The organism is Mesorhizobium sp. WSM4906 (assembly GCF_029674625.1).
Classification (GTDB): Bacteria; Pseudomonadota; Alphaproteobacteria; order Rhizobiales; family Rhizobiaceae; genus Mesorhizobium.
Genome location: NZ_CP121355.1, coordinates 1,999,175 through 2,022,437 on the forward strand (window position 1 = coordinate 1,999,175; position 23,263 = coordinate 2,022,437).

Sequence of the window (23,263 nt, forward strand, 5' to 3'; positions counted from 1 at the left end):
TCCCGGGTTCCGAAGCCGACCGCGGCATGCCTATGGCGCAAAAATCATCGCAGCGCCGCCGAAATAAGCAGTATCGTGTCGTGCGACCGTCTCGGATGCTGCATGGGCCGCGCCTTTTCGCGAAACTTAAAAGGCGCGGCGGTCGTCGCAAACTTTCGTGATTTTCCGGCACTTTGGCTTGGACATTATTTCGCCGGCCACGTAACAAACCGGGGCCGAGACGCGAACATCGGGGGTAAACTTCTTGTGACCGGCAAGGACGAAGCCGAACTTTCCCGGCTGCTCAGGGCCGCGATCGCGGGAGACGAAAGGGCTTATGCCGACTTTCTGCACCGGATAGCCGCTCTCGTTCGCGGCTTCGTCCGGCGCAAGATCGTTCAGGGCGGGGTCGACCCCGAGGATGTCGTGCAGGAAACCTTGCTGGCCATTCATGTGAAACGGCATACCTGGCGCGAGGACGCTCCGGTCCTGCCGTGGGTCTACGCAATCGCCCGCTTCAAGCTGATCGATGCCTTCCGCAGGCGGGGCCGTCGCATCGAGGTCGAGATCGACGAGATCGCCGAGACCTTCGCCGAGCCGGAGGCGGAGACGGTCAGCGAGCGCGACATAAACCGGGCGCTCGACGGCCTGCCGCCTTCGCAGCGCTCGGTGGTTTCCTCGATCTCGGTCGACGGCCACTCGATCGGCGAAACGGCGGCCAAGCTCGGCATCAGCGAGACGGCGGTGCGCGTTTCGCTGCATCGCGGCCTTGCCGCGATCGCCAAAAGGTTCGGACGACAATGACATGAGAACCGAGGATCTCATCAAGGCGCTGGACGCCGATGCCCGCAACAAGGCGATGCCGCTTGGCAGGGCCTGGTGGCTGGCCGTCGGCGTGGCGGTGGCGGTCGCGGCGGCGGTCTTTTTCATGACCATCGGCCCACGCCCGGACATCATGCCGGCCATGCATACGATGCGCTTCATGTCGAAGTTCGTCTTCACCCTGGCGCTCACCGCCAGTGCGTTCGCCTTGATCCGGGCGCTGTCGACGCCCGGTGCGGCGAGCAGGCGGGCAAAGCTCTGGATGGCCGCCGCCCCCGTGCTCGTCGTGATCGCGGTGATCCTGGAGCTTTTCGTCGTGCCCGAGGCCGAATGGGGCAGGCGGCTCGTGGGCTCCAACTGGATGATCTGCATGAGCTTCATCCCGCTGATCGGCATCGGCCCCCTGGCGATCTTCCTCGGCATGCTGCGCTACGGCGCGCCGACCCGGCCGGTGCTGGCCGGCGCGGTCGCGGGCCTTTTGGCGGGCGGATTGGCGGCGACCTTCTATGCCGCGCATTGCTTCGACGATTCGCCGCTGTTCGTCGCCACCTGGTATACGATCGCGATTGCCTTCCTCACCGCGCTCGGCGCGCTTGGCGGGCGGTTTTTCGTCCGCTGGTAGGGTTGCACACCGATCCTTAATCATACCGGCAATTGTTTGCCGGTTAGCGGAGTAGCCGCCGCCGCTCATGCAACCATTCCTTAAAATCGATCCGCCAGGGTTGCGGCAACGCGCAGCGGCGCATTGGGTGGGATCGCATTTGTGGCGTGGTTGAGTTGGAAAGGTCCGCGGGCCGGCAAGCGCGCCGTGCCCGTCTTGATGGCAGCAGGGCTCGTTGCCCTTACTGCATCGATCCTGTTGCCGGCGCTGGAACTCGGCTCGGACGCGCTGAAGGTCTGCCTGCAGATATCCGTCGCCGTCACGGCGGTCACGCTGTTTGTCTCGGCGCTGTTCATCCGCAAGATCATCGACGACCGCCGGCAGATTGCCGAGAGCGAGCAACGCTTCCGCCGGGCCATGGAGGATTCGGCGATCGGCGTCGCCATTGTCGGCCTCGATGGCCGCATCGTTCAGGCCAATCCCGCCTTCGCCGACATGCTCGGATACACCCGCGCGGAAATCGAGGCGCTGACCTTCTTCCAGATCACGCATCCCGACGATCTGCAGATCGGCCGTGAGACGATGACGAGCCTGAAGGAAGGCAAGATCCATTCCTTCCATTTCGAGAAGCGGTATCTGCGCAAGGACGGCACCCCGGTGTGGGCGCAGCTTGCCGGCTCGGTCATCCGCGAAGAGGTGACGGGCCGCCCTCTCTATCTCGTGTCGCAGATCGAGGACATCGATGCGCGCAAGCAGGCCGAAGCGCGCATCGCAGAGGCGGAGACGCGTTGGAACTTCGCGCTGACCAGCGCCGGACAGGGCGTCTGGAGCCTGGATATGCGCAAGGGCGGCACGACCTATTCCGAAACCTGGGTGAGGATGCTGGGTTATGCCGATGGCGAGCTCGACGGCGACCCCGACCGCTGGCTGACGATGATCCACCCGGACGACCGCGAGCTTGTCGCCGAGGCGGATCGGGCGCACCTTGCCGGCGAGACGCCTTTCTTCGAGGCCGAGTTCAGGATGCGCCACAAGGACGGCCGCTGGGTCTGGATCCTCGATCGCGGCAAGGCGATCGAACGCGACGGCGAGGGCCGGCTGATACGCGCCATCGGCAGCCTGACCGACATCACCCAGCGCAAGGAAGCCGAGGAACGCCTCAAGGTTTCCGCGGCGATGCTGGCCGACGAAAAGGAACGGCTCAGGGTGACGCTGCAGTCGATCGGCGACGCGGTCATCTGCACCGATGCCGCCAATCGCGTCACCTTCATGAACCCGGTCGCCGAAAAACTGACCGGCGTCGCCGCCGGCGAGGCACTGGGCAGGGTGCTTGGCCATGTCTATTGGCCGGTCGACGAGGAAACAGGGCAGAGGATCGGCTTGACGCGACCTTCGGCAGCCGATCGCCATGACAGCGACCAGAATACCCGCGCCGTTCTCATCCGGCGCGATGAAACTCGCTGCAGCATCCGCCAGGTCGTGTCGCCGATCATGAACGACCGCAACGATTTCTGCGGGCTGGTCATCGTCTTCCAGGATTTCACCGATGCGCGCGCCCTGCAGCGCCAGCTGGCTTACGCCGCAGCCCACGACGCGCTGACCGGGCTCGCCAACCGTTCGAGCTTCATACGCACGATGGAGGAGCTGGTCGATCAGTGCCGCCTCGGCGGCGGCGAGCACCAGTTCATGTTCGTCGACCTCGATCATTTCAAGGCGGTCAACGACACCGGCGGTCACGCGGCGGGCGACGCGCTGCTGAAGCGCGTGGCCGATGCGATCCGCAACGTGCTTGGGCCCGAGGACATCGTCGCCCGTCTCGGCGGCGATGAGTTCGCGGTCGTTCTGGGGTCAGGCGCGCCGGCGCGGGCGGCGATCGCGGCGCGCTCCATCATCGATGCTATCCGCAACCTGAACTTCAGCTGGGACGGCCGTGCCCATTCGATCGGCGCCAGCATCGGGCTCGCACCGATCCGCGCCGGCTGCGGCGAGGTGGACGAGATCATCGCCCGTGCCGACGCCGCCTGTTATGCCGCCAAGGCGGCCGGCCGCGGCTGCGTTTCGGCAGCACCGGACGAAGTCTCGAAGGCCGGGGCGACGCCTCTGCCGCTTGCCGCAGCATCCTGAAAGCCGCGGGAGGGCGTTCAATCGCCGGGTTCAGCGCGTCGGCACCGGATGGTCTCCGCGATAGTCGTAGAAGCCGCGTCCGGTCTTGCGACCCAGCCAGCCGGCCTCGACATATTTCACCAGCAGCGGGCAGGGACGGTATTTCGAGTCCGACAGGCCCTCATGCAGCACCTGCATGATCGACAGGCAGGTATCGAGGCCGATGAAGTCGGCAAGCTGCAACGGACCCATCGGATGGTTGGCGCCGAGCCGCATGGCGGTGTCGATGGCGTCGACAGTGCCGACGCCCTCATAGAGCGTGTAGATCGCCTCGTTGATCATCGGCAGCAGGATGCGGTTGACGATGAAGGCCGGGAAATCCTCGGAGACGGTGATCGTCTTGTCGAGGTGGTTGACGAAGGCCTTGGCCGCTTCGAAGGTCTTGTCCTCGGTGGCGATGCCGCGCACCAGCTCGACCAGCTTCATCACCGGCACCGGGTTCATGAAATGTATCCCGATGAAACGCTCCGGCCGGTCGGTTTGCGCGGCGAGCCGGGTGATCGAGATCGACGAGGTGTTGGTCGCCAGGATGGCTTCCGGATTGAGCTGCGGGCATAGCTGGGCGTAGATCTTGCGCTTGACCGTCTCGTCCTCGGTCGCAGCCTCGATCACGAGGTCGGCAGCGGCGAGATCGGCCATGGCGGAAGCCGCCGAGATGCGCGCCATCGCCTCGTTGCGCGCCTTTTCCTCGAGCTTCCCGGAACCGACCTGGCGGGCCATGTTGCCGCTGATGGTGGCGATGCCCTTCTCGATCCGGTCTAGCGACAGGTCGTGGATCAGGACCTTGTAGCCGGCCAGCGCCGAGACATGGGCGATGCCGCCACCCATTTGACCCGCGCCGACAATGCCGATCGTCTCGATCTTGCTCATACCTACCCCATCCCGTCTCGAGCACTTCCGCTTCTTCGAAGCACGGAAACGCTCCTCTCTCTTTGTTTGTCGCAACTCCGAAAAGCCGCTACGCACTTTTCCTGGAATTGCCTGAGCCTTAAGCGGCCTGCTTTTTGTGCAGTGCAAACTAAAAGGGCGGGGCGACTTCGTCTACCCCACCCTTCGGATTTTAATATGCCTAAGCAGAAGGCGTCAAAGCGCCTTTTGCAGCTCCGGCAAGATGACGAAGAGATCGCCGACGAGGCCGTAGTCGGCAACCTGGAAGATCGGTGCCTCCTCGTCCTTGTTGATGGCGACGATGACCTTCGAATCCTTCATGCCGGCAAGGTGCTGGATGGCGCCGGAAATGCCGACGGCGATGTAGAGGTCGGGAGCGACCACCTTGCCGGTCTGGCCGACCTGCCAGTCGTTCGGGGCATAGCCGGCGTCGACCGCCGCGCGGGACGCGCCAACGGCGGCGCCGAGCTTGTCGGCGACGGGCAGTATGACTTCCTGGAACTTCTCCGACGAGCCCAGCGCACGGCCGCCAGAGATGATGATCTTGGCCGAGGTCAGCTCCGGACGGTCGTTCTCGGAGAGCTTGTTCTCGACGAAGGAGGAGAGGCCGGGATTGGCCGCGGCGCCGACCGTCTCGACCGAGGCCGAACCACCCTCGGGCGCGGCCGAGAAGGAGGCGGTGCGGACGGTGATCACCTTCTTGGCGTCGGTCGACTGTACCGTCTGGATGGCGTTGCCGGCATAGATCGGCCGCTTGAAGGTGTCGGGCGAGACCACCTCGATGATCTCGGACACCTGCGCGACGTCGAGCAGGGCCGCGACGCGCGGCGCGACGTTCTTGCCGGCCGAGGTGGCCGGCGCGACGATCGCGTCGTAAGAGCCGGCGAGCGACACAACGAGCGCGGCCAGCGGTTCGGCGAGACGCTCGGAAAGCTCGTCGGCTTCGGCCAGCAGCACCTTGCGAACACCTTTCAGCTTGGCGGCGGCGTCGGCGGCGGCCTTGGCGCCCTTGCCGGCAACCAGCACGTCGACGTCCGAGCCGATCTGGAGGGCCGCCGACAGCGCCTTGGCGGTCTGGTCGGAAAGGGTTGCGTTGTCGTGTTCGGCGATGAGGAGAATTGCCATTTTCCTGTTCCTTTCCTGACCGCTTCAGAGCACGCCGGCTTCGTTCTTGAGCTTCTCGACCAGCTCGGCGACGCTCTTGACCTTGACGCCCGCCTTGCGGCCGCCCGGCTCCTCGGTCTTGACGACCTTAAGACGCGGCTTGACGTCGGCGCCGTAGTCGGCCGGGCTCTTCTCGTCGAGCGGTTTCTTCTTGGCCTTCATGATGTTGGGCAGCGAGGCATAGCGCGGCTGGTTGAGGCGAAGGTCGGCGGTGACGATCGCCGGCATCTTCAGCTCCACCGTCTGCAGGCCGCCGTCGACTTCGCGCGTCACCTTGGCCTTGTCGCCGGCAAGCTCCACCTTGGAGGCGAAGGTGCCCTGCGACCAGCCGAGGAGTGCGGCCAGCATCTGGCCGGTCTGGTTCGAATCGTCGTCGATCGCCTGCTTGCCGAGGATGACGAGGCCCGGCTTCTCGGCCTCGACCACGCCCTTCAGCACCTTGGCGACGCCGAGCGGCTCGGTCTGCTCGTCGGTCTTGACCAGGATGGCGCGGTCGGCGCCCATGGCGAGCGCGGTGCGGAGCGTCTCCTGCGCCTGCTGCGGACCGATCGAAACGACGATGATCTCTTCCGCCTTGCCGGCTTCCTTGATGCGGATCGCTTCCTCGACCGCGATCTCGTCGAACGGGTTCATCGCCATCTTGACGTTGGCGAGCTCGACGCCCAGTCCGTCGGCCTTGACCCGGACCTTGACGTTCGCATCCACAACCCGCTTCACGGGCACAAGGATCTTCATTTTCCTGTCACCTCTCCTGAGATAGTCGGGCGCGCTATAGCAGTGTGCGCCTTGTCAGAGTTGTCGAAAGCCGACATTCCGGGCGGAATTCTGGCCTTCGACCGCCAAGAACCTGTTCCACCCCGATCTTTCAATTGTGCATAATCTTTCCCGAAAACCGGTTCCCGCGTTTCGGGATCATGCCCGGGGTGGCGTTTCCGTAGTGGCGGCAATCCGGCGCGTCAATATGCACGACGCACTCAAATCGGTTCAATCCCGAGGCGACGCAGCGCCGCGGCCCCATTGCGGCGCCGGCTGCGCCGGGGTTTCGGGTGTTGCCCCTGACTCTGTCGGAACAGGCACCTGCTGGACATTCGGCGTGGGGTCCGGCTCGCCGTCGGCGCCGGCAAGCAGCGGCACGCCGCGGCTGCGCAGCACCAGAACAAGAACGGAGCCGGCGACGATGCCGCCGATATGGCAGGCCCAGGAAATCTGGTCCTCGCCGCCGGCGGCAAACATCACGATCTGGAACAGTATCCAGAGGATGAGCGGGATGAAGGCGGGAATGCGCAGAGGAATGCGCGCAAAGGCCAATACCCAGACCTTAACCCGCGGATAGAGGATCAGATAGGCGGCGACCACGCCGGCGATGGCGCCGGAGGCACCGATCAGCGGCACCTGCGAATCCCAGCCAACCAACCCTTGAACGAAAGCACCCGCCGCCGCGCAAGCGAGGTAGAAGATCAGGTAGCGGATATGGCCGAGCGCGTCCTCGACATTGTCGCCGAACACCCACAGGAACAGCATGTTGCCGCCGAGGTGGAAGATGTCGGCATGCAGGAAGGAATAGGTGAGATAGCTGAGGCTTTCGGGAATGACGACGAATTCGGGCGACAGCTCGACCTTGTCGTGGACCACCGAAGGGATGAAGCCGAGGCCAAGCACCGCGGCGTTGGTGAAGTTTTCGCCTCCGAGCGTGGTCGCGAAATAAACCAGCGCGTTCACGACGATCAGGCCGATCGTCACATATTGCAGCCGGATATGGCGCAGCCTGTTGGTGTCATAGAGCGGGATGAACATCGGACCCTCCCGCCATACCTGATTGTCAGCGGTTCTTGCCGGGAACCCATAGCACGTCGGCATTTCCATTGTCATTGACCGCGCGGGCGGCGACGAACAGGAAGTCCGAGGCGCGGTTGATGTATTTCAGTGCTTCGCGGTTGACATGCTCGGCCGGGTCCTGCGCCAGCGCCACCATGATGCGCTCGGCGCGTCGCGCCACCGTGCGCGCCAAATGCAGGGCGGCTGCCGCCGGCGTGCCGCCATTCAGCACGAAGGACTTCAGTGGCTGCAGGTGCTTGTTGAGAAGATCGATGTCCTTTTCGACGCGCTCGGTCTGCGCGGCGACGATGCGCAGCGGCTCGTAGTCGAGCGGCTTGCCCTCGTCCGGCACCGCCAGATCGGCGCCGAGGTCGAAAAGGTCGTTCTGGATGCGCGAAAGCATGGCGTCGATCGCAGGATGATCCGCTCCGGTGTGCAGGCGCGCCATGCCGATGCAGGCATTGGCCTCGTCCACCGTGCCATAGGCCTCGACGCGCAGGTCGGATTTCAGCCGCCGCTCGCCGCTGCCGAGACCGGTGGTGCCGTCGTCGCCGGTGCGGGTATAGATCTTGTTGAGCTTGACCACGTCGTTCTCCTTCCGGCGAACGTCATTTGCGAGTGAGCCAGACGACCAGCAGGATCAGCGCCAGGGCCACGGCCTGCAGCAGAACGCGCGCCTGCATCAGCTTGTTGGAGGTCACGCCGGAGCCGCCGCGCATCATGTTGACGAGGCCGCGGATCAGCACGACGACTACGGCGGCCATGACGATCAGGGCGAGGATTTTGAAGACGGTTGCCATGAGCTGGCTCCAGTTCGGTTTCGGTCAGGCGCGCCTGGCGAGCACGCGGTAGAGTGCTGATGCCGGCAGGATGCGTTTGAGCACCACGCCGATCTTGGCCGGCACCGTTACCACATAGTGCGGGCGTGGGCGCTGTGACAGAAGCGCGTGGCGCAAGGCGGCGTGGACCACCTCCGGTCCCGGCTTCAGCCGCGAGACGCTGCCGCCGGCCTGCAGCCGTGCAAGCTGTGCCTTGTAGTCGGCGCGGTGGGCGGAGTGCTCGATGTCGATGTTCTTCAGGAACCACGCCAGGCCGTTGCTGGCGATCTTCGAGGTCACCGGCCCCGGCTCGATCAGCGAAAGGTGGATGCCGCTGCCTTCGAGTTCCTGGCGCATGCACAGCATCAGGCCTTCGAGGGCATGTTTCGACGCCGAGTAGGCGCCGCGAAAGCGGACCGGAGCGAGCCCCAGGATCGAGGAGCAGTGGACGAGGCGGCCGTGGCCCTGGCGGCGCATGACCGGCACGATGCGCCGCGTCAGATCATGCCAGCCGAAGAAATTGGCCTCGAACTGCTCGCGCAGCGCCTCCACCGGCAGGTCCTCGACGGCGCCGGGCTGCGCGTAGGCGCCGTTGTTGAACAGCGCGCCAAGCGTGCCGCCCGTGCGCTCCAGCGCGGCATCGGCCAGCGCGGCGATGGATTCCGGCTCACGATAGTCGAGATAGAAGGCCTCGATGCCATCGGCCTCGAGAGCGGCGATGTCGGCCGGCTTGCGCGCCGTGGCGAACACGCGCCAGCCTTCCGCCTGCAACGCCCGCGCGCAATAGGCGCCGATGCCTGAGGAGGCGCCGGTGACGATGATGCTGCGCAACTGTTGAGCAGTGGGCAACGTTGTCTGACCCCGGGGTTGCCATTTGCCGCAATCACTTCCCATATTCGCGGCGTCGACACAATCGAGCGGAGCGCCGGTCCTTGCTCAGGAATATCGTCGCCGTCAAGCGCGTGCTCTACGATGCGATCGGCCATTTCACGACGGACGACGGCTGGGCGATGGCCAGCCATCTGGCGATCACCTCGCTGATGGCGCTGTTTCCGTTCCTGATCTTCGCCACCACGCTGGCCAGCTTCCTCGGCGCGCGCGCGTTCGCCGACACGGCCGTGCATCTGGTGTTCGACACCTGGCCGGAGCAGATCGCCAAGCCGATCGCGCGCGAGGTGCAGAACGTGCTCACCGTGCGGCGCACCGACCTTCTGACCTACGGCGTGCTTTTGGCCGCCTACTTCGCCTCGAACGGCATCGAGGCGCTGCGCACCTCTCTCAACCGCGCCTACCGGGTCGCCGAGACGCGCGGCATCATCTACCGCCGGGTGCAGAGCATCATCTTCGTCTTGATCGCGACGGCCTGTTTTCTCGCCATCAGCGTGCTTCTGGTGTTCGCGCCGCTGCTGGCGCGGCTGGCCGAGGCGCAGTTTGAATGGATCAAGCCCTATATGGGCACGATCACGATATGGCGCTACGTCATCGCCTCGACGGTCATCGTCATCGGCCTTTTCGCCGTGCATATCTGGCTGCCGGCCGGCAAGCGCCGCTTCGTCTCGATCATTCCCGGCATCGTCTTCACGCTGATCGCCTGGCTGGCCGGTTCGACCATCTTCGCCATCTATCTCGACCACTTCTCGTCCTATGTGACGACCTATGCGGGGCTCGCCTCCATCATGATCGCGGTGGTCTTCCTCTACATGATCTCGGCCATCTTCATCCTCGGCGGCGAGCTCAACGCTTCGATCAGCCGGTATCTCGAAGCGCGCGCGAGAGTTGGCTGAGCTCGCGAACTGAGGAACTGAAGAGCTGAAGAACTGAACTGAAGAACTGAAGAACTGAAGAAAAAGGGCGACAATAGCCGGCGGTATGTTCCCCTCTCAATTCCTCAATTCCTCAATTCCTCAATTCCTCAATTCCTCAATTCCTCAATTCCTCAGTTCCTCAGTTCCTCAATTCCTCAGTTCCTCAGTTCCTCAATTCCTCAGTTCCTCAACTCCTCAGTTCCTCAACTCCTCAACTCCTCAATTCCTCAGTTCCCCTTCCCTTCGTCTGCCGCGCCGTCGCCAGGGCGACGCCCAGCGTGGCTATCGCCATGCCGGCGATCTGCAGCGCATTGAGCGCTTCGCCGAACAGGGCCCAGGCGATGACCGCGGTGACGGCCGGCACCAGGTAGAACAGCGAGGCGACCTTCGACATCTCGCCGTCCCTGATCATCACCATCAACAGGAAGATGGCGCCGACCGACAGCACCAGGACCAGCCAGGCCATGGCGAAGACGAGCTCGCCGTTGATGGTGATCGTGTGCGTCTCGAAGGCGAGCGACCCGAGGATCGTCACGATCGAGCCGCCGACATACTGCCACATCGTCGCCGAGACGAGGTCGCCGCCGGAGGCGAAGCGCTTCTGCCAGATCGTTCCGGCGGCCATGCCGAGCACCGAGATCAGCGAGGCCGTCAGCGTCGCCGCGTTGACGCCGCCGCCGATCATGCCGAGCTTCGGCCAGAGCACGATGACGACGCCCAAAAGCCCGACGGCGAGGCCCGCCCAATGGCGCGGCAGGATCGCCTCGCCGAGGAATTTGCCGGCAAGCACCGCCGTGATCAGCGGCTGCAGGCCGACGATCAGCGCCGAAAGTCCGGCTGGCATGCCTCTATGGATCGCCCAGAACACGCCGCCCAGATAGACGCCGTGCATGAGAACGCCGGTCATCGTCGCGTGAAGCGCCTCTTCGCGGCTCGCCCTGCGCGAGCCGAGCAGCACGGTCAAGCCCGCAAACAGGATCGCCGCCAGCACGAAGCGTATGGCGAGGAAGGTGAAAGGCTCCGCCCACGGCATGGCATAGCGCGCGCCGATGAAGCCGGTCGCCCACAGGACGACGAAAGAGGCGGGAATGAACCGCTTGATGCTGTGCATTTTCGGGAGGAGCTCTGGCTGCGGGTGAAGAGTCAATGACGGCAATTGCTCTAATGCCGTTCAATTCGGCAAGCAAAACGAAACGGTTGATCCATAAGCTCATTCGAATTCAACAAACGGTGCCAGAGGGGCATGGCGTTTAGGCACGCCATGGGCAGGCATGCTTTTGCATCTCGGTACGACCTGGCTGCTGTTCGCGGTGGCGACCGTCGCCGTCTTCGGTTTCTTCTTCGGCACCGCGCTCGATGCCATCATGAAGGACGACGGCTTCGGCTCGACCGGAAACACGCTGCTCTTCACGCTGGGCTTCTTCGTTGCCGTCATGGTCGCCAACGAGCACGGCATCACTTTCAGGGACCTCAAACTTGCAGTGGCTTGGGGCTTGAGCGGCGCTTTCGTGTTCATCAGCGTGATGGCGTTGATCAAGGCCGGGCTGGCTCGTCTGTAGCCAGTGCGTCGAAAACCCAGCTAGAGCCCGATTAGCTGCCTGACGCCCTGCGGCGACACGCCTGCCTGCCTCAGCGCGGCAAGGCCGGTGTCCTTGAGGCTCTTCGACAATTTCCTTCCGTCCGGTCCAAGGATCAGGCGGTGGTGGAAATAACGCGGCGCCGGGAGGCCGAGCAATTCCTGGAGCAGGCGCTGCACGCCGGTCGCCGCGTAAAGGTCCTGGCCGCGCACGACATGGCTGACGCCCTGCAGCGCGTCGTCGACCACCACGGCAAGATGATAGCTGGTCGGGATGTCGCGGCGCGCCACGATGACGTCGCCCCAGGCCTGCGGCCTTGCCTCGACCGTGTCCGTCGCAGCCATGGTCCCGTCGGTGAATTCGATCCACGACAGGGCGCCCGCCATGCGCGCCGTGGCGGCTTCGACGTCGAGCCGCCAGGCGAAAGACATGTTGTCGGCAATGCGCCGCTTGCGCTCCTTCATCGGCAAGGCCTTGTCCAGAGGCGGATAGAGCGGCACGCCGTCGGGGTCGCGCGGCCAGTCGCGGCCACGTTTCTCGGTCTCGGCAATGAAGGCGCGGATCTCGCCCCGGCTCATGAAGGCGGGATAAACCAGTTCCTCGGCGATCAGCCGGTCGAGCACGGCCTTGTATTCGGAAAAATGCTCGGACTGGCGCCGCACCGGCTCTTGCCAGGCGAGGCCCAGCCATTTCAGGTCGCGGTATATGCCGGCCTCGAATTCCGGCGTGCAGCGGGTGATGTCGATATCCTCGATGCGCAGCAAGAGCCGCCCGCCCGTCCGCGCCGCCATTTGCTGGTTGAGCAGTGCCGAATAGGCATGGCCGAGATGCAATTCGCCGTTGGGGCTCGGCGCAAAGCGAAATGTCAGGAGCGTCATGTCTCAGGCGGCGTTCGGGTTGAAAGGCGCTTCCGCCGGTTGATAGTTAGCCATCAATTGCCGATCTGGGAACAAGCAACGTGCAACGCATCGCCTCGCTCGACGACATTGCAGCAGGGCTGGACGCGCTCTGCCTCATCGATCCGCGGCTGGAGAAGGTGCGCGGCATGGCGGGCGAAGTGCCGCTCCGGCTGTCGGAGCCGGGATTCGGGAGCCTCGCCTCGATCATCGTCTCGCAGCAGGTGTCCCGCGCCAGCGCCGATGCCATCTTCGGCCGGCTGACCAGGCTGGTCGACCCGCTGACGCCGGAAGGGATACTTTGCGCCGGCGAGGACATTTTTCGCGAGGCCGGCCTGTCGCGGCCGAAGCAGCGCGGGTTGATCGCCGTCGCCGAAGCCGTGGCCGGCGGGCTCGATCTCGATCACCTCTGCTCGCTCGACGCCGGCGAGGCGATCGCCGCGATGACGGCCGTGCCCGGCATCGGCCCCTGGACGGCGGAGTGCTATCTGCTTTTCGCCGCCGGCCATCCCGATGTCTTCCCCGCCCGCGACGTCGCGCTGCAGACGGCGGTCGGCCATGCGCTGGGCATCGACCCCCGTCCGCCGGAGAAAACACTGATTCGGCTGGCCGAATCATGGAGCCCGTGGCGGGGTGTCGCGTCGCGGCTTTTCTGGGCCTATTACCGTGAATTGAAGAGCCGGGATGCGGCGCCCCCTGTCGAAATGGCCAAAAAAGCATGAAAATCATGCATTTTTGACCGTTTCGCGGAACGACAATCCGCTTCACATCCTTGTCATGTCGGGCTTACAGTATCCGCGCCGTTCGGTTACAGCGCCGGCCATCCGGTTGGATGAGCTAAAACGCTGTAGGACTTTTGAAGTGGCGCATGATCCTTTCCGAAAATCATACGATTTTCGGGGTCACGCGCTGAACCAAGGAGGCCAACAACGTGACGGTTGCCGTATCTCCGGATGGGCTTCCCGCGCTGGTGCTGAATGCGGACTACCGTCCGCTCAGCTATTACCCCTTGTCGCTCTGGTCGTGGCAGGACGCCATCAAGGCCGTCTTCCTCGACCGGGTCAACATCGTTGCCGAGTACGAGCACGCCGTCTCCTCGCCGACCTTTTCGATGAAGCTGCCGAGCGTGGTGAGCCTCAAGGCCTATGTGAAGCCGTCGCGGCACCCGGCCTTCACCCGCTTCAACGTGTTCCTGCGCGACCGCTTCCAGTGCCAGTATTGCGGCACGACCGACGACCTCACCTTCGACCATGTCATCCCGCGCCATCGCGGCGGGGCGACGACCTGGGAGAATGTCGTGGCCGCCTGCTCGCCCTGCAATCTCAGGAAAGGCGGCATGATGCCGGCGCAGGCCAAGATGTGGCCGCTGCAGAAGCCCTACCAGCCGACGGTGCACGACCTGCACAACAACGGCCGCCTGTTCCCGCCCAACCATCTGCATGAAAGCTGGATGGATTATCTGTACTGGGATGTCGAACTGGAACCTTGAGATCGTTCGATAATTCGGGAGGCTGGCCGCCTGAAGCAATTTTCTGCGCTTCCGGTGCTCACGGACTTAAATGTCCGCTCCGCTCCGGTTCTCGAAAATCACTTCATCCGGCTCAGCCTGCCGAATTCTTTGAACGATCCCGCGTCGGCGCCCTAAACTAGTCGCGGGAAAGCGCACTGCGGAAGGCGACGGTCGCCAGGATAAGGCTGGCGATGGCGTTCCAGCCGGCGAGCGACAGGCCGAGGATGCGAAGCGCTGCCTTGTCGCAGGAGGGCGGGACGAATTTGTCGAGCGCGTCGAGCACGCCCTTGCCGCCGGTATCGACCGGGCCGGCGCCGGCGGTGCAGTCTGCCGGACCTTTCCACCAGGCCCATTCGACGCCGGAATGGTAGACGCCGAGATAGAGGCCGTAGAGCATCAGCAGGCCGCCGATCGCCAGCAGCCCGCGCGTCACCCAGGCCGGCGCGCGCAGCATCGAGGCGATCGCCGCGACCAGCATCAGCGGCGCGCCGATATAATAGGGGGTGCGCTGCTCGAGGCAGAGATGGCAGGGGATGTAGCCGCCTATGTACTGGAAGGCGAGCGCGGAGCCGACGGTAGCCGCCATGGCAACCGCGAGAAACAGCGCGGCCCGAGTCCGCTGGCGTCCTGTGTCGGCATTCATGGTCGCTGTCATCGGTCCTGGTCCGTTCGCTTGGCTGTTACCCGTGGGCGTATCTGACGAGGATATAGAGCAAAATCAGGGCAGCGGCGCCGGCACCGACAATCGTTCCCAAACGCTTCTCGATGAACTCCTTGATCGACTCGCCGTAGCGGCGCAGCAGCCAGGCAAGCAGCAGGAAGCGGGCGCCGCGCGCGACGATCGCAAGCCCGATGAACAGCAAGAGGTTGACGCCGATGACGCCCGACAAGATGGTCACCACCTTGATCGGCGGCAAATGCGCCGCGCCCGAGGTGATCAGCATCAGGATGATGAAGCCGACGCCGGATGAGGTACGCAGCGCCTCGAACTCATCATACTTGCCGTAGAATTCGAGGATCGGCTTGGCGACCGCCTCGTAAGCGTAATGGCCGATGAACCATCCGGCGATGCCGCCCAGCACCGAAGCGACCGTTGCGATCAGTGCATAGCGATAGGCGCGGTCGGGCCTGGACAGCGCCATCGGCAGATAGAGCACGTCGGCCGGCACCAGGAAGACGGAGCTTTCGACGAAGGCGATGAAGGCCAGCCACCATTCGGCCGATTTCCTGGCCGCCAGCGACAGGGTCCAGTCGTAAAGTCCGCGAAGCATCGGCTCTCCTAATGCGGTTGACGCAATCCAGACCTGGAATTGCTCTAGTGCATGCTACCCGAAGCGCTTAGCGGTTTTGGGCAACGACAGGCAGGAAGACAAGAACCCAAAGCGCCGCAGCAGACGCTTCCGGCTGAGGCGTTTCGGCGCGCCGTCTGTCTAGAAAGTTTTTGTGCGCCGCACAATGGCAGCGTCTTCACGAAACCGTAAGGCGCGGCTGGCGCTGGCAAATCGGCAACAGGCCAGTTGACGAAAGGCCCTCGGCCCGTATAGTCCGCGCCCATCCAGGCCGCCCGGCCTGAGCCCCTATGGCGGAATTGGTAGACGCGCTCGACTCAAAATCGAGTTCCGCAAGGAGTGCTGGTTCGATCCCGGCTAGGGGCACCATTGACCGCCTTGGTCGCCAGGCTAACGCCGCCAGAAGTCACGGTGGGCAGCGAGAAGCTGGTCCTCGATTTCGGGGAAGGGGCCGTGAACCTCGACCTTCTTCTGCCCGGAACCGAGCACAACGCGCGAGGACAGGCTCATCGTCGGGTTTTCGGGATGGTCCCCGGTCAGCGTGAGAAGCTTGCTCTCCTCGAAACCGTAGACCAGCCGGCCGATATTCGCCCAGTAGAGCGTTCCGGTGCACATCGCGCACGGCTCGCCTGTCGAGACCAGCGTGCAGGTCCAGAGAAACTCCGGCGAATAGGCTGCCGCCGCGCGCCGCGCAAGTTCGGTTTCGGCGTGATGCACGGTGTCGATATTGCCCTGGCGCATGAGGATCGCGTCCTCGGGGCCGACCAGCACCGCGCCGAACGGATGATGGCCGTGCGCGGCTGCGTCGCGGGCAACGGCATCTGCCGCGAGTAGGTGGGCGATCATCCGGTCGCGCGTCATATCGCGCAGATTAAGGCACGGGAGGCGGCGCGGGAAGGGCGGGAAGTTGTCTCGACATGAAATTCCTCGCGGCCATGGGCCAGGATCACGCGATGCCTGGTCATCTTCAACCAGCCGCACCATCGACGCCGACAGCGCTGCTGCAGTTCCCAGGCGGTAGTAGGTTGGAGCTACTGCGAATTCGGTATCCCGTGCCTCTGGGTCGGACCTGCAAAGCGGGATAGAATGCCTGGCGATATGCGTCTCCGAACTGCGGAAATGCGTCGAAGCAATGGAATTCTGAGCCCTTCTTGTCCGGACGGTTGAGACGCAACCATGGCAAAAAGAAAATCGCGTGCCAGGCCCAACGGCGATCTCGTAAAGCTGATGGCGACCAGGCCGCGAGCGGTTGCCCTTGCAGCGCTGCATGTGAGTGAGTCGGTGCTGCTCGAGCTCGAAGCATCCGAACTCTTGTCAGCCGCGGAGATTAGAGGGTTGCTCAGGGACGCGTCGACGACGTTGCGCAACGCCGCCGATGAAGTGGACAACCGAAGCTGCCTCGTTGCCAGCAAAATAGTCGAGTCGATGCGGGAAAACTTCAAGAGGAACAAAAGCTGACCGGTTCGCCCCAAAACGAAATTCAAATCCTGGTGCCGGCCATTCTACGGAACAGGTGCATGTTCAACGGAAATGAGGCGTTGTACTGATCGCATCTGTTTGATGTACACTCAATCCGAGGAGGAAGTTGGGGGAGGAAAATATTGGGCGGGGCAATAGATGACATACTCTTCGCATCCTTTTTTGCGGGCAAATGAGAATCGTCCAGTACACGCCGGATTTGACGACGACACCACCGCACTGATCAAGGCGCTTGGGTTCACGCCAAGACGCTATGCGGCGGAGACGGTGATCGTCAGGCAGGGCGAGAACAAAGATCGGATGTTCGTCGTCGAGTCGGGCTGGGGCTGCATTGCTCATGAACTCGCCGGCGGTCAACGACAGATCCTGGACTTCGCCCTGAAGGGCGATATCGTGCTGCCTCAGTTCAACGGAGGCGGCGCTCTCGAGACATTCGTGGCGCTAACCGACCTTACGGTGCTGGTCGCTTCGACCAAGACATTCGCCCTTGCCGCCATGAAATCGCCTCCGCTCTTTTCCGTTATTCTCGAGGCACTCGTGCAAAACGGAGCGGTGATCGCCCAACATCTCACCAATGTTGGACGGCGCAGCGCGCTGGGACGGTCGGCGCATCTGTTCCTCGAACTGATCGCGCGTCTGGAGCGGGTCGGCGCGGTCAACCATGACAGCTTCGAATGTCCTCTCACCCAGTACGATCTCGCGGATGTCCTCGGCCTCACTCCGATCCATGTCAATCGGATGCTGCGGGAGTTGCGAGAGCGCAAGTTCCTCGAATTCCGGCATGGCCATGTTCGCATGATCGATCGGGCGGGGCTGATAAAGTTTGCCGGGTTCGCGGGCGAATATGTAGAAAGTTGAGGCGCTTAAAGGGTTTCCAAGTCCACCGCGAGCATACACTTCATCGCATATTGCCCGTATGCCCTTGCGAATACCGCCCTGGCTGCGGCCAGACCGTCAGGCCATGCGGCTCGACACCGACGCGGATCTTGGTCACCGCGCCTGACATCGTGTCGATCATATAGACCTCGCTGTCGAAGCGGCCGGACAGCCAGAGCTGCTTGCCGTCGGCGCTGACATTGCCCATGTCGGGGCTGCCGCCGTCCGGGATCGGCCATTGCGCAACGACCTGGCGCCTGGCGAAGTCGATCACCGTCACGCTGCCCGGCCCGTCGGCGCGGCCCTGCTCCATCTTGTGCGAGCCGCGGTTCGAGACGTAGAGCCGCTTGCCGTCGCGGCTGACGACAAAGCCGTGCGCGCCTATGCCCGTCGCGATGAAGCCGATTTCCTTGAAACTGTCGCCATCGATGAGGAACACGCCGTCATTCATCATGTCGGCGACGTAGAAGATCTTGCCGTCGGGCGACAGCCTGATGTCCTGCGGCATGCCCATCTTCGACAGATCGAGATGGCCGAGCACCTTCCGGTTCTTCAGGTCGATCTTGGCCAGCCCGCCATCGCCATATTCGCAGGTGAAGATCGCGTAGGAATTGTCGGCCGAGAAATCGGCGTGGTTGATGCCGGGGCAGGTCGGCGTCGGGATGATCGATTTCAACGCCATGGTCTGCGGGTCGCGCAGATCGAGCTGCTTCAGCGCCTCGTCGACGATGATGGCGGCGCTGCCGTCCGGCATGAAGTACATGTTGTAGGGGTCGTCGACCGGTACCTGCTTGCCGGGCTTGGCGGTCGTCGGATCGATCGGCGTCAGGCTGCCGTTCCTGCCGGTGCCGTTGTTGGCCACCCAGAGCGTCTTCAGGTCCCAGGACGGAACGACGTGCTGCGGCTTGCTTCCGACCGGAAACCTGTCGACCTCCTTCAGCGTCACCGGGTCGATGACGGAAACGCTGTTCGAGGAGCGGTTGGGCACGTAGACGCGCGACAACGCACCCGCCGTGGCCGGGCTCATATGGCCGGCGGTGGTGTGGACATAGATGTCGACGAGCGAAGGCGGAGGCTCGCTGCAATCCTCGGGGCAAGTATCGGCCAAGGCCCGGGCCGGAAGCATGGCGAGCAGGACGAGCGGCGTACAGAGGCGGGCGAAGCGCAGGAAGGTTTCGATCATCGGGAAATGCATTGTGGTAAAGGTTGGCCGGACCCGGCCGCCGGATGCCATAGCCGGTGTGCAGCCTTTCATCTAGCGCCTTTTCAACAGGCTCCGCATGCGGTTGCGCAGGATGCGCGCCATGTTGCGGGTCTCGCGGTAAAGGTGAAGCTGCGAGGCCGCCTGGCGGGCCAGCCGGTCGGCGTCGGGCGTCAGGCCGACCACCAGCGTGCCCATCGGCTTGCGTTCCGTCCACAGCCGACTCATCACCGGATGGTCGGGCACCGCGCAGGAATCGGTCATGACGATGTTGGGGTCGTCGAGGTGCTGTTTCGTCACCTCGATCATCAGAAGCGTGCCCGGCGAATAGGCGGAGAGCGCCTCGTCATAGGCCGTCTTCCAGGTATAGGCGACACCGGCCTCGACGAACACCACGAGGCAGGCGATGGTGCGGCCGTCGAGCGTCAGCGAATGGATGCGGCACATGTCGTGCTCGGCGAGCCGGTGCACGGCCTCGCGGGCGAAGGCGGCGCGGTAGCGGTCGATCGCCATGGCCGTGCGCTCGCGGCCCTTCCAGCCGGCGGCCTCCAGCGTCAGGAAGCCCTCGATGGCGTGGCGGATTTCGTCCTGTCCGCGCGCCACGACATGCTCGATCTTGCCGAGGTCGGCCAGGCGCCGCTTCAGGCGGCGGAATTCGCGATGGTGATGCGAGCGCAGCGAGGCCTTGAGATAGCCGTCGCCGTCGGCGTCGCTTTCCAGCACCGGGCGCTCGACCCTGCCGGTGGTGACCAGCGTCAGGCCGCGGCTGTCGGCAAAGGACGTGAGCAGGCTCGCCACGGGACCGTCCAGCCGCATGTCGGGCAGCACGAACACCTTCGGCAGCTTGAGATGCGGCCTCCCCAGCATCGAGAAGAAATCCTCGATGACGCCGACCGGATCGTCGCGGTCGACCAGCGGCGTGCCGAGCGGACCGAACGGGCTCGACCATGTGCGCATGACCGATACGCCGAGCGGGATCGCCGGCCGCTCGACCGAGAACGGCACCAGAAGCCGCAGCCGGTTGCGGAACTGGTCGCCGTCGCGGATCACGGCCAGCCGCACCTCGCGGTCCTCGAGCCTCGGCATGGCGGGGGCCAGGAAGCGCGGGTTGAAGAACACGTTGGGCTCGATCGTGCGGGCGCTGAGATAATCGAGCTCCTCGACGAGGTCGAAGCCCGCGGATGCCGGATAGATCGCGAGCTTGCGCTCCGGCCGGTTGTTGGCGAAGAGCTCGATATGGGCGGGATCGGCCTCCCTGGCGAGGCCGGCAAGGCCCGACACCATGGCGCCGGCCGGGCCGCCGCTGGTCTCCTCAAGCAACGGAACGGCGGCCATCAGGCGATTTCCTTATTTGCAGGCACGAAAATCGCCATGACGATGCCGAGCTTGCGCCAGACGGTGAAGGACAGCGCGCCTGCCTCGAAGATCATGGCGAGGCTGGTGGCGATCGCGGCGCCCCAGAGGCCGAAGAGCGGGATCAGGATCACGTTGAGACCGATGTTCAAGGCAAGCGTCATGGCGTAGACGGCGGCGCAGATGTTCTGGTTGCCGCTCATGGTGAGCAGGCTTTCGCAAGGGCCGACGGCGCCGCGCGCGACGACGCCGAAGACGAGCAGGAAGAGCAGCGGATAGCCGGCGGTGAATTCCGGGCCGAACAGCACCAGCATCGGTTCGCCGAGCGCGAGCACCAGCAGCGCCATCGCCAGCGACGGCCAGAAGGTCCAGGAGACGGTCTCGCGGGCGAAGGCGGCGAGCCTTTCCGGCTCGCCATGGGTGAACTGCGCATAACGCTGGGCAACGCCCGCCTTGACCGCGAAATAGACGAAATGCACCAGCGCCAGCGTCTTCACCGTGGCGAAGTAGACGGCGACGTCGTTGGGGTCGAGATAGGCGCCGACCATCAGCACGTCGGCATTGGTGAGCAGGAAGAAGAAACTCTCGACCAGGAAGATCGGCAGCGAGACGAGGAACCACCGGCCGAAATGCACGGTCATCGGACCGGCCGGGATCTTCTTGTCCATGCGGGAGGTGACGCCCATCAGCTGGCCGAGCGTCGTGATATAGGTAGCGGCAATCGAGGCGAAGATGGCGGTCTTGGCGTCGGGGGCGTAGTTGAGGGCGAGCATTGCCGCCATGAACGCCAGGATCAGCACCGGCCGCACCAGATAGGTCGGCGACAGCGCGAACAGCGCCCATGAATTCGCCCGCGCCAGCCCCTGCAGAAGATCGCCCATCGCGATCATCGGCAGGCAGATGACGCCGAGGATGAAGGGGATGACGTAGTAGCTCTCGATCCAGGGCGAGGCGAGCCAGACGCCAAGCGCCCCGAGGCCGGCGATCACCGTCGAGGCGATAAGCACGAACAGCCGGCTCGCCAGCACGATGCCGCGCAGCTCGGCGAGCATGCCGCGCTCGCGATACTCGGGAATGAAGCGGATGACCGAGGTGTGGAAGCCGAGGCAGGCAAGGTTGCCGACGATGACCATCGTCACCCAGACCAGCACGAAGATGCCGTATTCGAACGAGCCCATCCAGCGCGCCATCAGCACCTGGCTGACGAAGGCGATGACGGCGCTGACGATGCGGATGGAAAAGGCGATCAGCGACATGCGGCCGGCTTCGCCGCGCTCGTCGGCGGTGAACAGCGCGGCGTCGATGCGACCAAGCAGCGGGCGCATGCGCAGCGCCCAGCGCTGCGGCAGGAACCGCCCGGCAGTCGTAGCCGCGGAAAAGCGCACCCCGAATACTCTCCCTTTTCCGCCTCTTTCCAGCGGTCGGGTCTATCCGAAACACCTTAAGAAACGGTTGGGTGAGGAGGGGACAACGGGCAGCGAAAGGCGAGCGAGCGCCGGGGATTGCCCGTAGGCAAGGGGAGCCAGCCGGCACCACGCTCGCCCTTCCCCTGGCAGGGGAAGGGAGGACACCGGACGCGGCGCCGGTGTCCGAAGCTCCACAGCGACGCTCTTACATCCCCTTCATCGCGTCGCAGGACACGTTCGGGTTCATGTCTGCGAAGGTGCCGGTCGGATTTGGCCTCCAGGCCCAGACGTGAAGCTCGTAAAACGGGCCGAGGCCGTAGCGGTTGGGCGCCGTATTGAAGTTGAACAGATGGCCTTCGAGCGAGGCCGGACCCTTCGAGGTGATGTACTCGACGGCGATCAGCTTCAGCGTGCCGTCGGCCATCGGTTCGTACATCACCGCCTCGGGCTTGGCGACGTCGACGGTGTCATCCTTCAGATAGGCAGCATTGACGTAATGTATGCCCATGGCGCCGCCGGTAAGGCCGCTGGCGCAGGGGATCGGTGCATAGCCCTCGGCCTTCGCCGCCGCCACGTCCTCGAAGCGGCTATCGGCCGCCCGCACCTTTTCGGCGAGCGGATTCATGGCCTCGGCGCTGACGGCGCCGGCCGCCATGATCGTCAGGGCCGAAGCCGCGACGAGGCATCGGAACCAGTTGTGGATGCACATTTTCCTCTCCAATTCGGTTGAGGCGCGCAAAGTCATAGCAGCCCGGTCAAAGGCCACGTTCAAACGCCTGTCGCGCCTGTCGTTGCGGTCGGACCCGCCTGTCAGATCACCAGTGATGCCACCAATATTCCCAGTATTCGCGCGGCATCTCGCGCTCATCGAGGCCGATATCGCGTCTCAGATAATCGTCCCGCGGCGGCAACCGGCGGCGCCGGTTTCGCACAGGCGAAAGCAGCGCCGCCACGGCCCGCCGGATGAGGCCGCGCCGTGGTGCGAAGATATCCGCCGGGGCGGATATTCTCTCGCAGTCCGGCATGACATCAGGTCCGCCTTCGGCAGGGACGATCTGAAGCGCATCTTTGCGTCGTTGATCAGCGATAAAAGTAGGGGTCGAGGACCCGCACCTCCGTGATCTTGTCGACGGGAAGCGAATTCTTCTGCGCCGTGCTGCGGATCGCTTCGGGCGAGGGAGCGTCATAGATGCAGAAGCTCTTCGACTTGTCGGGGGAGACGAAGGACTGCACCCAAGTCACGCCCTTTTCGGCGTTGCGGGCGATGACACCGCCCATGGCTGCCGCGCCGGCATCGTTCATCGGGACGTTGAGGCCTTCGGGAAATGTGCGTTCAACCAGATAACGAGGCATGATTGGTTTTCCTTTGGTGATTGAATCGCGCTCGGTTCAAGCGCGGCTTTAGGTCTTGTTTTGATGCATGTCGTTCTCCCAAAACCGCTGCGCACTTTTGGGCGACATGCATTGAAACCACGCTCGCAAAATCCGCGCATCGGAACCTTTCCCCATATTTGGCGGGACGATTCCCCATGTTAGAAACGTTATTTGTGGAGAGAGGCACCTCAATGTGTGGAAGGTCACATTATTGAGCGCCCGTCCGGACTATCGAGGCGGCGTCCCG

25 protein-coding genes and 1 tRNA gene are annotated in these 23,263 nt (G+C 64.0%); 9 read left to right on the forward strand and 17 right to left on the reverse strand.

The window, feature by feature from the left end; translation table 11 throughout:
• Positions 1-246: 246 nt before the first annotated feature.
• The 3 genes from QAZ22_RS09480 (at position 247) to QAZ22_RS09490 (ending at position 3,526) form a co-directional block, all read left to right on the forward strand.
• Positions 247-783 (forward strand): sigma-70 family RNA polymerase sigma factor, encoded by a 537-nt coding sequence (locus QAZ22_RS09480; RefSeq protein ID WP_278206468.1) that lies wholly within the window; start codon positions 247-249, stop codon positions 781-783.
• Position 784: 1 nt separating this feature from the next.
• Positions 785-1,423 (forward strand): NrsF family protein, encoded by a 639-nt coding sequence (locus QAZ22_RS09485; protein WP_278206469.1) that lies wholly within the window; start codon positions 785-787, stop codon positions 1,421-1,423.
• A gap of 141 nt (positions 1,424-1,564) precedes the next feature.
• On the forward strand, positions 1,565-3,526 hold the full coding sequence (locus QAZ22_RS09490) for a PAS domain S-box protein (protein WP_278206471.1): 1,962 nt from the start codon (positions 1,565-1,567) through the stop codon (positions 3,524-3,526).
• A gap of 30 nt (positions 3,527-3,556) precedes the next feature.
• Here the strand turns inward: QAZ22_RS09490 and QAZ22_RS09495 are convergent, their stop codons facing one another.
• From QAZ22_RS09495 to QAZ22_RS09525, 7 genes are all read right to left on the reverse strand, one after another.
• The gene (locus QAZ22_RS09495; protein WP_278206472.1) at positions 3,557-4,435 is read right to left on the reverse strand and encodes a 3-hydroxybutyryl-CoA dehydrogenase; all 879 of its coding nucleotides are present in this window, start codon (positions 4,433-4,435) and stop codon (positions 3,557-3,559) included.
• Between the two features lie 213 nt (positions 4,436-4,648).
• A complete protein-coding gene (locus tag QAZ22_RS09500) occupies positions 4,649-5,578 on the reverse strand; it encodes an electron transfer flavoprotein subunit alpha/FixB family protein (RefSeq protein ID WP_278206474.1) in 930 nt (309 codons plus the stop codon).
• A 24-nt stretch (positions 5,579-5,602) separates the two neighbouring features.
• A complete protein-coding gene (locus QAZ22_RS09505) occupies positions 5,603-6,352 on the reverse strand; it encodes an electron transfer flavoprotein subunit beta/FixA family protein (protein WP_278206475.1) in 750 nt (249 codons plus the stop codon).
• Between the two features lie 249 nt (positions 6,353-6,601).
• A complete protein-coding gene (locus QAZ22_RS09510) occupies positions 6,602-7,411 on the reverse strand; it encodes a rhomboid family intramembrane serine protease (RefSeq protein ID WP_278206476.1) in 810 nt (269 codons plus the stop codon).
• A gap of 25 nt (positions 7,412-7,436) precedes the next feature.
• Entirely contained in the window at positions 7,437-8,018 is a 582-nt protein-coding gene (locus QAZ22_RS09515) for a cob(I)yrinic acid a,c-diamide adenosyltransferase (protein ID WP_278206478.1), read from the reverse strand.
• 22 nt (positions 8,019-8,040) lie between these two features.
• Complete coding sequence (locus tag QAZ22_RS09520; protein WP_278206479.1) at positions 8,041-8,232, reverse strand: twin transmembrane helix small protein; 192 nt, start codon at positions 8,230-8,232, stop codon at positions 8,041-8,043.
• A gap of 24 nt (positions 8,233-8,256) precedes the next feature.
• Positions 8,257-9,144: an SDR family oxidoreductase gene (locus QAZ22_RS09525; protein ID WP_278206480.1), complete on the reverse strand. Its 888-nt coding sequence runs from the start codon at positions 9,142-9,144 to the stop codon at positions 8,257-8,259.
• A 38-nt stretch (positions 9,145-9,182) separates the two neighbouring features.
• Between QAZ22_RS09525 and QAZ22_RS09530 the strand changes: the two genes are divergently transcribed.
• Positions 9,183-10,034 carry a YihY/virulence factor BrkB family protein gene (locus QAZ22_RS09530; protein WP_278206481.1) on the forward strand — a complete coding sequence of 284 codons (852 nt, stop codon included), beginning with the start codon at positions 9,183-9,185 and terminating at the stop codon, positions 10,032-10,034.
• A gap of 232 nt (positions 10,035-10,266) precedes the next feature.
• On the opposite strand, the gene QAZ22_RS09535 is transcribed toward QAZ22_RS09530, so the two are convergent.
• Positions 10,267-11,166, reverse strand: a complete 900-nt coding sequence (locus QAZ22_RS09535) for a DMT family transporter (RefSeq protein ID WP_278206482.1) — start codon at positions 11,164-11,166, stop codon at positions 10,267-10,269.
• A 160-nt stretch (positions 11,167-11,326) separates the two neighbouring features.
• On the opposite strand from QAZ22_RS09535, the gene QAZ22_RS09540 reads away from it, so the two are divergent.
• Entirely contained in the window at positions 11,327-11,614 is a 288-nt protein-coding gene (locus tag QAZ22_RS09540) for a hypothetical protein (RefSeq protein WP_278206484.1), read from the forward strand.
• A gap of 20 nt (positions 11,615-11,634) precedes the next feature.
• Here the strand turns inward: QAZ22_RS09540 and gluQRS are convergent, their stop codons facing one another.
• On the reverse strand, positions 11,635-12,510 hold the full coding sequence (gluQRS, locus tag QAZ22_RS09545; RefSeq protein ID WP_278206485.1) for a tRNA glutamyl-Q(34) synthetase GluQRS: 876 nt from the start codon (positions 12,508-12,510) through the stop codon (positions 11,635-11,637).
• 80 nt (positions 12,511-12,590) lie between these two features.
• Between gluQRS and QAZ22_RS09550 the strand changes: the two genes are divergently transcribed.
• Entirely contained in the window at positions 12,591-13,250 is a 660-nt protein-coding gene (locus tag QAZ22_RS09550) for a DNA-3-methyladenine glycosylase (protein ID WP_278206486.1), read from the forward strand.
• Between the two features lie 209 nt (positions 13,251-13,459).
• The gene (locus QAZ22_RS09555; protein ID WP_040970486.1) at positions 13,460-14,017 is read left to right on the forward strand and encodes an HNH endonuclease; all 558 of its coding nucleotides are present in this window, start codon (positions 13,460-13,462) and stop codon (positions 14,015-14,017) included.
• 157 nt (positions 14,018-14,174) lie between these two features.
• Here the strand turns inward: QAZ22_RS09555 and QAZ22_RS09560 are convergent, their stop codons facing one another.
• On the reverse strand, positions 14,175-14,693 hold the full coding sequence (locus QAZ22_RS09560) for a disulfide bond formation protein B (RefSeq protein WP_278206488.1): 519 nt from the start codon (positions 14,691-14,693) through the stop codon (positions 14,175-14,177).
• A 25-nt stretch (positions 14,694-14,718) separates the two neighbouring features.
• Complete coding sequence (locus QAZ22_RS09565; RefSeq protein WP_278206489.1) at positions 14,719-15,309, reverse strand: YqaA family protein; 591 nt, start codon at positions 15,307-15,309, stop codon at positions 14,719-14,721.
• Positions 15,310-15,611: 302 nt separating this feature from the next.
• On the opposite strand from QAZ22_RS09565, the gene QAZ22_RS09570 reads away from it, so the two are divergent.
• A tRNA-Leu gene (locus QAZ22_RS09570) sits at positions 15,612-15,696 on the forward strand.
• 21 nt (positions 15,697-15,717) lie between these two features.
• Here QAZ22_RS09570 and QAZ22_RS09575 read toward each other — a convergent pair.
• Positions 15,718-16,188, reverse strand: a complete 471-nt coding sequence (locus QAZ22_RS09575) for a nucleoside deaminase (protein WP_278206490.1) — start codon at positions 16,186-16,188, stop codon at positions 15,718-15,720.
• Between the two features lie 756 nt (positions 16,189-16,944).
• Here QAZ22_RS09575 and QAZ22_RS09580 point away from each other — a divergent pair.
• On the forward strand, positions 16,945-17,664 hold the full coding sequence (locus tag QAZ22_RS09580; protein ID WP_278206491.1) for a Crp/Fnr family transcriptional regulator: 720 nt from the start codon (positions 16,945-16,947) through the stop codon (positions 17,662-17,664).
• A 40-nt stretch (positions 17,665-17,704) separates the two neighbouring features.
• On the opposite strand, the gene QAZ22_RS09585 is transcribed toward QAZ22_RS09580, so the two are convergent.
• The 5 genes from QAZ22_RS09585 to QAZ22_RS09605 form a co-directional block, all read right to left on the reverse strand.
• Entirely contained in the window at positions 17,705-18,865 is a 1,161-nt protein-coding gene (locus QAZ22_RS09585; protein ID WP_278206492.1) for a YncE family protein, read from the reverse strand.
• 72 nt (positions 18,866-18,937) lie between these two features.
• Complete coding sequence (locus QAZ22_RS09590) at positions 18,938-20,218, reverse strand: GNAT family N-acetyltransferase (protein ID WP_278206493.1); 1,281 nt, start codon at positions 20,216-20,218, stop codon at positions 18,938-18,940.
• Complete coding sequence (locus QAZ22_RS09595; protein ID WP_278206494.1) at positions 20,218-21,621, reverse strand: lipopolysaccharide biosynthesis protein; 1,404 nt, start codon at positions 21,619-21,621, stop codon at positions 20,218-20,220. The genes QAZ22_RS09590 and QAZ22_RS09595 overlap by 1 nt, the downstream gene beginning before the upstream one ends.
• Positions 21,622-21,847: 226 nt before the next feature.
• Complete coding sequence (locus QAZ22_RS09600) at positions 21,848-22,351, reverse strand: hypothetical protein (RefSeq protein ID WP_278206495.1); 504 nt, start codon at positions 22,349-22,351, stop codon at positions 21,848-21,850.
• 371 nt (positions 22,352-22,722) lie between these two features.
• On the reverse strand, positions 22,723-22,995 hold the full coding sequence (locus QAZ22_RS09605) for a DUF4242 domain-containing protein (protein WP_278206496.1): 273 nt from the start codon (positions 22,993-22,995) through the stop codon (positions 22,723-22,725).
• Between the last annotated feature and the right edge of the window lie 268 nt (positions 22,996-23,263).